The sequence below is a fragment of the Paraburkholderia lacunae genome, from assembly GCF_003353175.1.
Classification (GTDB): domain Bacteria; phylum Pseudomonadota; class Gammaproteobacteria; order Burkholderiales; family Burkholderiaceae; genus Paraburkholderia; species Paraburkholderia lacunae.
The window spans coordinates 68,040-80,406 of sequence record NZ_QHKS01000004.1; the positions used below are offsets into that span (position 1 = coordinate 68,040).

10 protein-coding genes are annotated in these 12,367 nt (G+C 67.1%); all 10 read right to left on the reverse strand.

Features of this window, described 5'->3' with window-relative positions; genetic code table 11:
• Positions 1–26: 26 nt before the first annotated feature.
• Entirely contained in the window at positions 27–1,010 is a 984-nt protein-coding gene (locus DLM46_RS07085) for an ABC transporter substrate-binding protein (RefSeq protein WP_115100062.1), read from the reverse strand.
• On the reverse strand, positions 997–1,860 hold the full coding sequence (locus tag DLM46_RS07090; RefSeq protein ID WP_115100063.1) for an ABC transporter ATP-binding protein: 864 nt from the start codon (positions 1,858–1,860) through the stop codon (positions 997–999). Before DLM46_RS07090 ends, DLM46_RS07085 begins: the two co-directional genes overlap by 14 nt.
• Complete coding sequence (locus DLM46_RS07095; protein ID WP_244305974.1) at positions 1,857–2,921, reverse strand: FecCD family ABC transporter permease; 1,065 nt, start codon at positions 2,919–2,921, stop codon at positions 1,857–1,859. The genes DLM46_RS07090 and DLM46_RS07095 overlap by 4 nt, the downstream gene beginning before the upstream one ends.
• Positions 2,921–4,006, reverse strand: coding sequence for a FecCD family ABC transporter permease (locus DLM46_RS07100; RefSeq protein WP_244305902.1), 1,086 nt, complete (start codon positions 4,004–4,006; stop codon positions 2,921–2,923). The genes DLM46_RS07095 and DLM46_RS07100 overlap by 1 nt, the downstream gene beginning before the upstream one ends.
• On the reverse strand, positions 4,003–5,379 hold the full coding sequence (locus DLM46_RS07105; RefSeq protein WP_115100064.1) for an MATE family efflux transporter: 1,377 nt from the start codon (positions 5,377–5,379) through the stop codon (positions 4,003–4,005). The genes DLM46_RS07100 and DLM46_RS07105 overlap by 4 nt, the downstream gene beginning before the upstream one ends.
• Complete coding sequence (locus DLM46_RS07110) at positions 5,376–6,413, reverse strand: cysteine synthase family protein (protein ID WP_244305905.1); 1,038 nt, start codon at positions 6,411–6,413, stop codon at positions 5,376–5,378. Before DLM46_RS07110 ends, DLM46_RS07105 begins: the two co-directional genes overlap by 4 nt.
• A 2-nt stretch (positions 6,414–6,415) precedes the next feature.
• Positions 6,416–7,798 carry a type III PLP-dependent enzyme domain-containing protein gene (locus DLM46_RS07115; protein ID WP_115100065.1) on the reverse strand — a complete coding sequence of 461 codons (1,383 nt, stop codon included), beginning with the start codon at positions 7,796–7,798 and terminating at the stop codon, positions 6,416–6,418.
• A complete protein-coding gene (locus DLM46_RS07120; protein ID WP_115100066.1) occupies positions 7,792–8,838 on the reverse strand; it encodes an ornithine cyclodeaminase family protein in 1,047 nt (348 codons plus the stop codon). Before DLM46_RS07120 ends, DLM46_RS07115 begins: the two co-directional genes overlap by 7 nt.
• A 7-nt stretch (positions 8,839–8,845) precedes the next feature.
• A complete protein-coding gene (locus tag DLM46_RS07125) occupies positions 8,846–9,916 on the reverse strand; it encodes a TauD/TfdA family dioxygenase (RefSeq protein ID WP_165847918.1) in 1,071 nt (356 codons plus the stop codon).
• A 144-nt stretch (positions 9,917–10,060) separates the two neighbouring features.
• Positions 10,061–12,202 carry a TonB-dependent siderophore receptor gene (locus DLM46_RS07130; protein WP_244305908.1) on the reverse strand — a complete coding sequence of 714 codons (2,142 nt, stop codon included), beginning with the start codon at positions 12,200–12,202 and terminating at the stop codon, positions 10,061–10,063.
• Positions 12,203–12,367 lie beyond the last annotated feature (165 nt).

Consider the following 12,367-nt stretch of genomic DNA (forward strand, 5'->3'; position numbering starts at 1 on the left):
ATCCTTCGAAATCGATGCAAGGGAAATCAACCCACACGGCCCAGATACGACGATGCGATGTCGCGCAGGTCGGGCGGTGCGAACCGGTCCGGATACAGATGGGCGGCGGCCTCGGCCAGCACCGCGTGACGCGCGATCGGGCCGAACGATTCGATCCAGTGATCGCCGACGCGCACGATCCGCACGTGGCGCACGGTGCTCAGGTGCCGCCACACCGGATTCGCGTCCAGGCCGCGCGGCCCGCCGTCGTCGTACACGAAAATCGTGTCGGGCCCGGCGATCAGCAGCGTCTCGAGGCTTATCTGGAACGCGGTGTTGTCGCGTCGCAATGGCAGCGGATTGCGCCCCGCGACGTTGACGCCGCCCAACGCATTCAGCAGCGAACAGGTCATGTTCTCGTCGTAGAACGCCCACGGCGCGGCGCCCGTACCCCAGACGAACAGGTAACGAGGCCCGCGGCGCGACGCGACGCGCGCGCGGATCGCCGCACACACGTCGGCAAAGCGCCGGTTCAGCGCAGCCGCGGCCTTGGCTCGCCCCAGCGCCGCGCCGACGAGCGCGATGCTGCGGTCGCTGTCCTGCCGGACCTCGAGATCGAGCGCGAGATACGGCGCGATCTGCTGCAGCCGCGCCGCGTTCGCCTCCGTGTATCGCCGGATCGCGACGATCAGGTCGGCGTGCGTGCTCGCCAGCAATTCCAGGCTTGGGCTTGCGCGCTGACCCAGATCGATCACGCGATCCATCCGGTCAAGCAGATACGCGGGACGGCGGCCGCGCACGAGGAAAGTCGAAGCGATCGGCTGCACGCCGAGCGCGAGCGCGGTGTCGGCGCCGAAGTATGAGATCGTCGCGACCCGTCCTGGCGTGGTGCCGAAGCGCAACGTCACGCCGCGATCGTCGACCACACTGTACGGCGTAGCCGGTGCCGCGGCGCGAACGGGCCGCGCCAGCACGGACGCGAGCGATGCGGGCAACGCGAGCGCGAGCGCGCGGCGCTTACGGTCGATCATTGGAGACCCGCCCGACCAAAGGCACGACGTTGCTGGGAATCCATTGCGCATCCCCCGGCCCGTTTTCCGGTGCCGCATAGCCAAGCGGATGGCACACCGGCACGCCGTCGCTCGCGCCGTGTAGCCGCTCGCTATGGACATGGAACACGTCGGCGACGAAGGCCGGCGTCAGCACGTCGACCGGCACGCCATCGGCGATCAGCCGGCCGTCGCGCATCACGACAGCACGATCCGCGAAACGCATCGCCTGGTTCAGGTCGTGCAGCGACATCACGAGCGTCAGGCCGAATTCGTCGTTCAGACGCCGCAGCGTCTGCATCACGTCGAGTTGATGCCCGAGGTCGAGATAGGTCGTCGGCTCGTCGAGCAACAGGATGTCCGCCCGTTGCGCGAGCGCCATCGCGATCCACACGCGCTGCCGCTCGCCGCCCGACAGCGCGACCAGCGGACGCTCGCGCATCGCGGCAAGGCCGGTCGTGGCCAGCGCCCAATCGACCGCGTCGCGATCTTCGTCTGTTTCGCCGCGCAGCCAGGTGCGATGGGCGAATCGTCCATGACGGACGAGTTCCTGCACGCTCAGGCCGGCCGGCACGTCCTGCGTCTGCGCGAGAAAGGCGATGCGCCGCGCGAGCTTGCGGCGCGGCCACTGCTGCAGCGGCACGCCATCGAGCTGCGCGGCGCCGCCGCGCGGCGCGAGCAGGCCGGCGAGCGCGCGCAGCAGCGTACTCTTGCCGGAGCCGTTCGGACCGAGCAGCACGGTGGTCCGGCCAGGCTCGATCGACAGCGACAGGTTGTCGACGATACGGCGCGCGCCGTATCCGAGCGAAAGATCGCGGGCAACGAGTGTCATCGGGAAGATCGGGAAAGCAGAAAGAGAAAAAGCGGCGCGCCGAACAGCGCGGTGACCGCGCCCACCGGAATCTCGGCCGGCGCGACGACGATGCGCCCCACCAGATCGGCGAGCGCCGTGACCAGCGCACCGCATAGCAGCGCGAACGGCGCCTGCCGCGCGAGCGGCCCGCCCACCGCGAGCCGCGCAAGATGCGGCGCGATCAGGCCGACGAACGCGACCGGACCCGCGATGCCGACCGCGCAGGCGGCCGCAAAGCCCGCATAGGCAATCGCCGCGAGACGCCAGCGTTCGACATCGAGGCCGACGCTGGCCGCCGCATCGTCGCCGAGCGACAGCACCTGCACCCCGGGCAGGATCGCCGGCAGCAGCGCGATCGTCGCCGCGCTCCACGGCGCGAGCAGCAACACGTGCTGCCAGCCGCGCGCATAGAGGTTGCCGGACAGCCAGGTGAGCAGCACTTCGATGCGGCTCGAGCCCCAGCCTGCAAGAATGGTCATTGCGACCGCATACAGCGCGGCGCTGACGGCCACGCCCATCAGGATCAAGCGCAACGGCGCAGTACCGTTGCGCCACGCAAGCGCATACACACCGAGCGCCGCGCCGATGCCGCCGAGTTGCGCGGCGAGCGGCATCCACGTCGCGTCATAGGCGTCGAGCCGGCTGCTGTCGATCGAGCCGGCAAAATTGGCGATGAGCAACAGGACCATCACGCCAAGCGTCGCGCCTGACGACACGCCGATCACGCCTGGTTCTGCGAGCGGGTTGCGCAGCGCCGCCTGCAGCACGAGCCCGCTTGCGGCGAGCTGCGCACCGATCATCAGCGCGAGCAGCACGCGCGGCATGCGCAGCTCCCACAGCACGAATGCGGCGTCGTGCGCGCCATTACGATGGATCAACGCCTGAACGGCCGCCGTCAACGGGAAATCGGCCGCGCCGAACCGCACCGAGAGCACGATCGTGAGCGCCAGCGCCGCCGCTCCGCCCGCTCTGCCCGCCACCGTGCGCAGCCACGTGCGTTGGACGCCGGCCCCGCCTGCCGACAGGTTCGGACTGCCCATCACGACGACGCTCCTTCGTCGCGACGGATCATCGCGATCAACAACGGCGTCGCGACCAACGCGGTCAGGAAGCCGACCGGAAGCTCGCGCGGCGCGGCGACCGTGCGCGCGACGAGATCCGCGGCCGCGACGAGCAGTGCGCCGGCCAACGCGGTCGCAGTGAGCGTTCGCCGATACCCGCCGCCGAGCGCGGCGCGCGCCAGATGCGGCACGCACAGTCCGACGAAGCCGACAGGCCCCGCGATCGCAACCACCGACGCAGACAGCACAACCGCAATGCCACCGAGGATCAGACGCCAGCGCAGCAGGTCGAGGCCGATGCTCTGCGCGGCTTCGTCGCCGAGCGCAAGCGTGTCGAGCACGCGCGCGCCGGCGAATGCGGCCGCCAGGCCCGCGACGGTCCACGGCGCCACCATCGCGACCTGCGGCCAGCCGACGCCCGCGAGGCCGCCGGCCAGCCAGTAGAAAAGCGGGCCCGCCTGCGGGCCGGCCGCGATCATCAGCGAGATGATTCCCGCGCTGCCGAGTGCGGCGATCGTCGTCCCCGCGAGCGATAGGCGCAGCGGCGACAGGCGCGCGCGCCACGCGAGCGCGAACGTGAGCGTCGCCGCGCTGCCGCCGCCGGCCAACGCGACGAACGGCAGCACGCCGGCCGGCACGGCCGGGCTCAGCACGGTCGCCGCGACAACCGCAAGCGCCGCGCCGCTGACAACGCCGGTCAGCGTCGGATCGGCGAGCGGATTGCGCGTGATGCCCTGCATCAGCGCGCCGGCAACCGCGAGGCTTGCACCGACCAGCAGCGCGGCGACGAACCGCGGCAGGCGGAGTGCATGGACGATCTGAGCTGCGGGCGTGTCGCCGCCGCGCGCCAGCGCGTCGAGCGCGGCGGCCGGGCTCAGCACGAGGTTGCCCGTGCACAGGCTCGCGAGCGCAACAACACCCAGCGCGATGATCAACGCGAGCACAATTGCGCCCACCCGTGCCCGCGGCTCACGTGCCGATCCGGGCGGCGACGCTCGCACGCGCTTGCGGTCCGGCGACTGCTCGCCGGACACCCGTCGTTCCAACACATGCCGTTCGCTCATGAATGACGCGCGCCCACCTGTTTTGCCAGCGCGCCAAGTCGGTACTCGAACTTGCGCAGCAACATCGTCGCGGTCGCGGCAAGCCCGATCGCGAGCCCGATCCAGATCCCATAGATGCCATAGCCGAGCATCACGCCCGCCGCCCACGCGACCGGCAGGCCGATCAGCCAATAGCCGACGATCGAGATCCGGAACGAACTCTTCACGTCGCCGAGGCCGCGCAGGATGCCGACGCCGATGTTCTGGCTGCAATCAAAGATCTGCAGCAGCGCGGCGATCGTCAGCAGGCCCGTCGCGAGCCGCAGCACATCGGTGTTCGCGGCCGCATCGTGGTCGAGGAACGGCGCAAGCACGTGCGCCGGCGCGATCAGATAGGGCAGCGCGACGATCAGCATCGCGCCGACGCCGAGCGCAAGCCCCGTATAGCCGAGCCGCCGCGCGCCGTGATAGTCGTGCTGCGCGCACGCGTGGCTGATACTGATCGACGACGCATGTGACAGGCCGACCGAGATCATGAACACGATGTAGATCACCTGGTTGACGATCGTCTGCGCGGCGAGCGCTTCGGTGCCGAGCGTGCCGATCACGAGCGTAAGCACGGTAAAGAACGCCGCTTCGGAACCATAGGTCGCCGCGATCGGCAGGCCCATCTTCCATGTCCGTGCGAGCGCCTCCGTATCCGCACGCCAGGCGGCAAGCGACAGGTATTCGGCCAGTTCCGCCCGGCGCTTCGCGATCGCGAGAAACGCGACGAACGACAGCAGGTACACGCTGCTCGTCGCACACGCGACGCCAGTCAAGCCGAGTTCGGGGAAACCGAAGCGGCCGAACATCAGTGCGTAATCAAGCGCCGCGTTGACGACGATCGACACTGCCGTGATCGCGAGCAGCGGGCCGGGCTTGCGCAGCCCGACCGTGTACTGCCGCAGCGACTGGAACCACAGGCACGGCAGCATGCCGGGCGCGGCAGCCGCAAGATAGAACGCGGTCTGCCGCGCGACGGCGGGGTCCTGGCCGAGCCACACAAGCGGCTTCTCGACGAACAGCATCAGCAGCGCGAACGCGAGCGCCGCGAGCGTCGACAGCGCAAAACTCGCTCGCACGAGACGCATGATCTGCGCATGATCTTTCTGCCCGTTCGCGAACGCGACGAGGTTGCCGGTGCCCGTCACGAGCCCCGTCCCCATCGTGCGCAACTGATTGAAGATGGTCAGCGCGAGACCGCCCGCGGCGATCTCGCGCGGGCCGAGCATCCCCATCATCACGATGTCGGTCGTCGTCAGCGCAACCTGCGCGAGCTGGGTGAGAATGAGCGGCGCGGCGAGCGCGCCGATGTTTCCGGCATCGAGCCGGAACTGTCGATGAAACTTCATGCGGCGTTGGCGAAGATGGGATCGAGTTCGCGGGCAATGGAATCGTCGAGCAGATTGCGCTCGTTCATCCAGTCGTCGTTGAAGACTGTGTCGAGATATTTTTCGCCGCCGTCGCAAATCAGCACGACGAGCGTCGCATCGGGCGGCAGCGTGTCGAACATCTTCAGCGCGTGCCAGATCACGCCGCCGCCCGAACCGCCGACGAGCAGCGACTTTCTGCGTGCGAGGTAGCGTGCGGTGTTGAACGCGGCCGCGTCCGTCACCTTGACACCCTCGTCGAGCAGCGCGTAGTCGACGAGCGCGCCGATCTCCGCACCGGGCGGCGTACCCGTGCCCGATTGATAGTACGAGCCGCCTTCGCCGCCGAATGCGATCGAGCCGACCGGCTCGACACCGACGACGCGAGGCGCGGGGCCGGTCGCTTGAAGCTCGCGCGCGGTGCCGAACAGCGAGCCGCCTGTACCGACAGATCCGACCAGGTAGTCGATGCGCTCGCCGAGGGTGTCGCGCAGTTCGCGCGCGAGCCCCCGATAGCCGTTGCCGTTCGCCGGGTTGTTGTGCTGCTCGGTCCAGATGCTGTCCGGATCGTCGGCCGCCATCCGCTCGGCAAGTGCCTCGCGGTCCGCCGTCGCGAGCGCGTCGCCCTCGCTCACGTAGACAAGCTCTGCACCGAACGCCTGCATCGCGCGCAGCTTGTCTTTCGACGCATGGCAGTCGACCACCGCGGTGAACCGGTAGCCGCGCTCGGCGCACAGCAGCGCGAGTCCCATGCCCGTGTTGCCGGACGTCGACTCGATCACGCGTCCTGCGGGCCGCAGGCTGCCGTCCTGCCCGGCTTCGTCGAGCATCTGCCGCGCCATGCGGATCTTGGCGCTGCCGGTCGGATTCGTCGATTCGAGCTTGAGCAGGATGCGTGCGCCGTTGGCGCCGCGAAGCAGCTCGAACAAAGGCGTGCGGCCGATGAGGTCCGATACTTTCGACACGATCGCCGGCACGGTGATCGTCGGTTGTTCACGCAGGGAACGCATATTCATCGTCAGGCTCCGGAAAACGGGGAAAGGCGATCGACGCGCCAACGCGGACGCGCGCCGTCGAGGGTCATGACAAGCTTCGGTGGCAAAGGCAATTCATGGAACGGCGACTCGTTCGAATCCATCTGGTAGCCGGCCGTGTTCGCGTACAGCAGCAGGTCGCCGGGTTCGGGACGTTGCGCGAACGCGACCTTGCGCCATGTGACCATGTCCGAGTCGAGGCAGCTCGCGCCACCGACGCACGCGCGATACGGTCTGGACGCGCGCGGCGGCTGCTGCAGATCGCGCGCGGCGCTCAGCAGTTCGGGGTCGGGCAGGAACTCGCTGGCGAACCATTGTTCGGAGACGCTGAAGCTCGTGCCGTTCACGGTCGCGATGCCATAGTCGCCGCGATCTTTCACGCCTTGCACGGCAAATACCGTGAAGCCGGCCTGATCGAGGAGCGCCCGTCCCGGCTCCAGCATGATTTGCAGTCCGTGCTCGCGCAACAGATCGGCCAGCGGCTTCGATTCGCCGTCAGGGACGCCGGTCAGGATGGCATCGAGCATTTGCGCGCCACTGCACGCCGAGTGATACGGATAGAAACCGTCGAACATCTTCGTCGCGTGGTAGTCGCCCGGCTTCTGTGCAGCCTGGAAGGCACGCCAGTCGTCCTCGCCTGCGTATGACATCGCAAAGCCGCCGCCGATATTGATCGTGTACGGCGAGAGATCGAACGCACGCGCAGACGCGCACGCGCGCACCGCGATCCCAGCCTGATTACAGCGAGCCACCGCGCTGTAGCCGGACAAGTGGAACGAAAAACCTTCGAAGACAACCGACGATCGATTCGACGCACACATCGACAGGGCCGAGTCGAGCGCCGCAACGCTCAGACCAAATCGGCTTCCGGTCTGGGCAGCCGGCTCCATACGCAGCAGCACGCGCGCGATGCACTCACATTGCTGCGCGATCGCAATGAGGCGACCAAGTTCGTCGAGACTGTCGATAGCGATCAGGGCGTCGTGCAGCACCGCGAGCCGAAGCAGATCGTTCGCCTTCGCGGGACCGGATACCCCGATGTCCTCGCCGCAGACGCCCGCGGCCAATGCATCTGCGAATTCGCCCACACTCGCGACATCGACACCGATCCCGGATTCGGCAGCGGCGCGCACGAAGCAGCGCGCCTTGTTCGCCTTCTTCGCGTAGTAGACGCGGCCCGCTACCTGACGCTCGTCGAGCACGCGTTGAAACGCCGCGACATTACGCGCGAATCGCTGCGGAAACAGCAGGTGAATCGGCGCATCGAAACCGTTTGCAAGTTCGTGGATCATCGCTTCATGCTCATCCACGAACTCACGCAATGCCGGATCCCACAACGCGGGCAGCCGCGGAACATCGTTCACCATAGCTCGACCTCCTCGCCCAGCCCCTTCGCACGTGCCGCATCGGCCAGCACACGGCCGAGCGCGATGTCGGTCACGATCATCCCGCTGTTGAACGCGTACACGATCTCGTCGTCTGCCCGGCGTGCCGGCTTGCGGCCGAGCAGGATGTCAGGCAGCTCCGCATCGACCGGGGGAAGCTTGCCCGTCTCGTCGACGAGATCCACGCCGGTCACCTGCATCTGTGCTTCGCTGGTTGCGATCCGGTAGTCGGCGCGATGGAGCGCGTCGGCGTGAATGCCATAGCCGACCAGCAGCGCCAGCGCACCGGGTTTCAGCGCGGTGTGACGTACCGCTTCCGGTGCGCCCGCACCGGCCACGCCGAGCACGATGTCCGCCTGCCTTGCAGAGCCGTCGAGATCGGCCGACACCTCGATGTCCCGATCCGGATGAAAGCGCTTGAGCGTCTTGCGGACCGCGTCGATGCCTTCGTCGTAATGGCCGTGCACGATCACGCGTTCAACGCTCGGCAGCGCGGTCACCAGGAAAGGCGCAGCCATCCGGCCTTGCGTGCCGGTGCCGACGACGAGCGCGGTGCGCGCGTGCGGGGCGGCCGCGCGGGCGATCAGCGCCGAGACTGCCGGCGTGCGCAGCGAGCCGACCAGACTGCCGTCCATCATGGCGATCGGCATGCCGGTCTCGTCGTCGAACAGCAGCAGCGTCGTGTAGTACTTCTGCAGCGCGCGGCTGTGCTCGGGGTCGTGCTTGTACGACGTCTTGAAGCCGACCGTCCGGCGTCCGCCATCGCGGCCGAGCATCGAATAGGCGACCGAATGCTGGTCCGCGGGCTGGCTCATCAGCTTGCGCGGATTGTCGGATTCGCCGGTGCCCAGGCCGCGATACGCGCGCTCGACCGCGTCGAGCACCAGCGCCGGGTCGTAAGCGAGTTCGTCGATCACGCGCTTGCCCAGCATGAGCAACTGCGAGGGCTGCGTCGCGAGTCGCGGGCGGACGTCCACATTGGTTTCGGCCGTCACGGCCGCGTCGAATGCCATCGTATTCATCTGCGCCTCACAGGATTTCGCGCGTCGTCGGCGCCTGCCGGAACGGCAGCGTCTCGCGCAGGTTGACGTGAACGTTGACGCGTCGCAGCCATCGCTGGCGCGGACCGTAGTTCGGGTGATAGACGGTGCGCCCGTGCACCGCGCGCTTGTTGTCGACCCACACCATGTCGCCCGGCTGCATGACGACGCTGGTCTGGTGTGCATAACAGGCATCGATCAGCCAGCGCAGCGCCCGCTCGGCCTCGTCGTCGCCGGGCAGCGCCGCCATGAACGCCTCGTCGACGCGCACCCACGGCTTCGCGCGCAGTCCGGACAGCGCGGGAACGGGCTCCGGGTTTTCGTGCATGCGGCGGATCCGCTCGAACACGTGGTCGTCGAGCCGCCATTGCTCGCTGACGTTCTGCTCGGGCAAGTGCGACTTGTCCGGCAAGATCGAAAAGCGCGGCGCGCTCAGCACACGCCACATGGCGTCCGGAATCTCGATCTCGTCGATGCCGCAGAAGATCGTTTCCGCTCGCTCGTCGTTGCGGTAGCAGAGAATCGACAGGAAATCGGCGCGATGCTCGTGAAACGCCTCCTCGTTGTGCCAGACCAGCGTCACGCTGCTGCCGCCGCCGAGCTGCTCCGCGTGGTCCTTCCTGATCGGCACGATGTGGCGCAGGAAGCGGCCGTTCTCCTGCGTGCGCCAGCCGAACATGTCGCCGAGCAGCGACGTCATCAGGCATTGCATCGCCTCTTCGAGCAGCGACGGCGGATTGCGCCATGGCGCGTCCCAGTGCGAGGGCGATGCGCCGATGCGTGTGTCGTCGACCGGCATGCCGCGCAACAGCAGCACGCTGCACGGCAGTTCAAGTTGCCGGTAGCGCTGCGCGAGCGCGCGCAGCGAACGCGGCAGTTCCTGTGCGGCGAGCATGCAGCCGTGTGCGAACATGGTGTTTTCGACACTGTCGTGATGGGCGATCAGTTCACGCGCGACGTGCGTGAGCCCGGCAATTTCGTCCGCGCGCAATTCGTAGATCGCGAGCGACTTCGAAACCGGCCGCAGACCGGATGGATCGATGCCTTCTGCAAGATTCATGCGTTTCCCTCGTATGAAAACGGGCGTCGCCGTACCGGCGGTGCGGCGGATGCCCTGCGGATTACCTGTTTTCGCGGGGAGACGGCTGGCGCGCTCTGCGGCGCGTCCGGTGGCCGTCATCTCTCGTTTTTCTGCTGGTGCCTGTTAGATGTCGGCCTGCACGGACAGGAAGAACGTGCGCGGCTGGCCCGGCCACACGGCGTTGTAATTCGCCGCGGCCCAGTAGCGCTTGTCGGTCAGGTTCTGCACGCCGGCGCGGAAGATCGTCGTGTGACCGCCGATGCGCGTCTGATAGCGCGCGCCTGCGTCAAAGCGTACGTAGCCCGGCAGCGACACGGTGTTCGCCGCATCGAGCGGCCGGCTGCCGACGTAATAGACGCCCGCGTCGACGTTGAGCCCGCGTAAGGCCGCGATCCGGTAGTCGAGGAACGCACTCGCCTGGAACGTCGGGACGTTCGCCGCGCGTTTGCCGTTCGTCGCCGGGTCGCCCGTATCGTCCTGCACGGTATGCAGGTATGCCGCGCCCGCGACGATCGACAGATCGCGCGTCAGGCGACCGTTCGCGGTCAGCTCGGCGCCCGTATGGCGCTGTGTACCCGCTTGCACGTAATAGTTCGCTGCGTTCACGTACTGCAGCGTCTTCTCGATGCGGAACACTGCTGCATTAACGGCCAGGTCGCTGCCGACATCGGCCTTCATGCCCGCCTCGTACTGCTTGCTCTTCACCGGGGCGAGGTTCTGGCCCGCATTGAGCGTGTTGTAGGGTGCGACGCCACCCTGCTCGAAACCTTCGGCATAGCTGACGTAGGTCGACAGTGACGGCAGCGGCTTGAAGATCAACCCGGCCGACGGCACGTTGACGCTCGTCGCGTAGTGCGTGCCAGCACCCGACGGCGCATACGAGTCGTCGCGGTAGCGCACGTGGCGCAAACCGAGCATCACGCTCCAGTGCGAACCGATGTCGATCAGGTCGCTGATGAACACGCTCGGCTGGAAATTCTTCGTGACCGTCTTGCCGGGAAACGTTGTGGTCTGCGCCGGCGAATAGACCGGGTTGAAGATATTGCCAACGGTGATCGGCATCACGCCGAAGCCGCCTTGTTGCGAATCGTAGTTGCGCGTCGACACGCCGGTTACGAGCTGGTGTGCGAGCGCTCCCGTGTTGAACTTGCCGGTCACGAACGTGTTCGTCGACAGCACGCGGAAGCTCTGGTTCGGCGACAGATAGATGTCGCCGCTAAGAATGTCGCCGTTCGCCGCCACCGAATACACGTCGGGAAACGCCGCGTCGCGATTGTTGTAAGACTGGGCGATCTGCGTCGTGAAGGTCCAGTTGTCGGTCAGCTTGAAGTCGAACTGTCCGCCGACATTGAACGTGTTAGTCCGATACTGCAGCCACGGCTGCCCAAGCAGCGTGCGCGGGTCGAACTGCGGCGGCAGCGATCCGTCCGGCTGCGTGCCGATCACCGGCTGCGCGGCGAGGCGTTTGTTCTGGTAGTCGAAATTCAAGCGCAGCAGCGCGCGTGGCGAGATCGCCCAGTCGAGCGCACCGCTCACGAACGTGCGGCGCAGGTCGCCCGAATGGCTGAAGTTGCCGACCTTCTCGCCCGCCGCGTTGAAACGGTAGCCGAACTGGCCGTCACCGATCGGGCCGCCCGTATCGACGGCGCCGTAGTAGCCGTCATAGCTGCGCACTTCGCTGGTGACGGTAGTGAAGCGGTCGAGAGTCGGGCGCTTGAGCACGTAGTTGACCGTGCCGCCCGGCGAGTTCACGCCGTACAGGAATCCCGACGGGCCCTTCAGCACATCGACGCGCTCGACGTTTTCGAGCGGCAGGTCGTAGTACGGTGCGACCGGCATGCCGTCACGCCGCATTGTGTTGGTCCAGTCGACCGGAAAGCCGCGGATGCTGATGTTATCCATCGCGCCACCGACCGCGGTGTTCTGCACCGACGGGTCGTTCTTCAGCACGTCCATCAGTGTGCGGGCGCGCTGCGCTTCGATCAGTTCGCTCGAGTAAGACGTCACCGACATCGGCAGGTCCTTCGGGTCCTTTGCGCCGAGCGCGCCGACGTTGACGTCGGGTACCGCGTACAGCGACGGGCGGCTGCCCTGCACGGAAATCGTATCGAGCGCCACTCCACCGGCGGCCGCCGCATCCGTCGACTCGACCGCGTTCGCCGCACTTGCACCGCTGTTGCCCGTTGAAGCAGCCGCATTTGCGCCGGCGCTCTCCTGCGCATGGACGTGCCACGACGCGAATGCCAGCGCACACGCCAAAATCATCCTGTCCTGATGGCGCACCGGCCTATTCCGCACGACACTCGCTCGTCCCCGAAACCTGTTCGCACTACTGAGCAGCTTCATTGTTCTACTTCCGTTTTGATTTTTTGTAAAAATCGTCACTGCCCGCCGGGCGATGACCTCTGCGTAATACGACGCGTCGTGTGC

Bases quoted from the DNA above. Each gene is read 5' to 3' on its own strand.
- DLM46_RS07115 (WP_115100065.1), bottom strand. From the start codon at position 7,798: ATGGTGAACGATGTTCCGCGGCTGCCCGCGTTGTGGGATCCGGCATTG.
- DLM46_RS07085 (WP_115100062.1), bottom strand. From the start codon at position 1,010: ATGATCGACCGTAAGCGCCGCGCGCTCGCGCTCGCGTTGCCCGCATCG.
- DLM46_RS07130 (WP_244305908.1), bottom strand. From the start codon at position 12,202: ATGATTTTGGCGTGTGCGCTGGCATTCGCGTCGTGGCACGTCCATGCG.
- DLM46_RS07125 (WP_165847918.1), bottom strand. From the start codon at position 9,916: ATGAATCTTGCAGAAGGCATCGATCCATCCGGTCTGCGGCCGGTTTCG.
- DLM46_RS07120 (WP_115100066.1), bottom strand. From the start codon at position 8,838: ATGAATACGATGGCATTCGACGCGGCCGTGACGGCCGAAACCAATGTG.
- DLM46_RS07090 (WP_115100063.1), bottom strand. From the start codon at position 1,860: ATGACACTCGTTGCCCGCGATCTTTCGCTCGGATACGGCGCGCGCCGT.
- DLM46_RS07095 (WP_244305974.1), bottom strand. From the start codon at position 2,921: ATGGGCAGTCCGAACCTGTCGGCAGGCGGGGCCGGCGTCCAACGCACG.
- DLM46_RS07105 (WP_115100064.1), bottom strand. From the start codon at position 5,379: ATGAAGTTTCATCGACAGTTCCGGCTCGATGCCGGAAACATCGGCGCG.
- DLM46_RS07110 (WP_244305905.1), bottom strand. From the start codon at position 6,413: ATGAATATGCGTTCCCTGCGTGAACAACCGACGATCACCGTGCCGGCG.
- DLM46_RS07100 (WP_244305902.1), bottom strand. From the start codon at position 4,006: ATGAGCGAACGGCATGTGTTGGAACGACGGGTGTCCGGCGAGCAGTCG.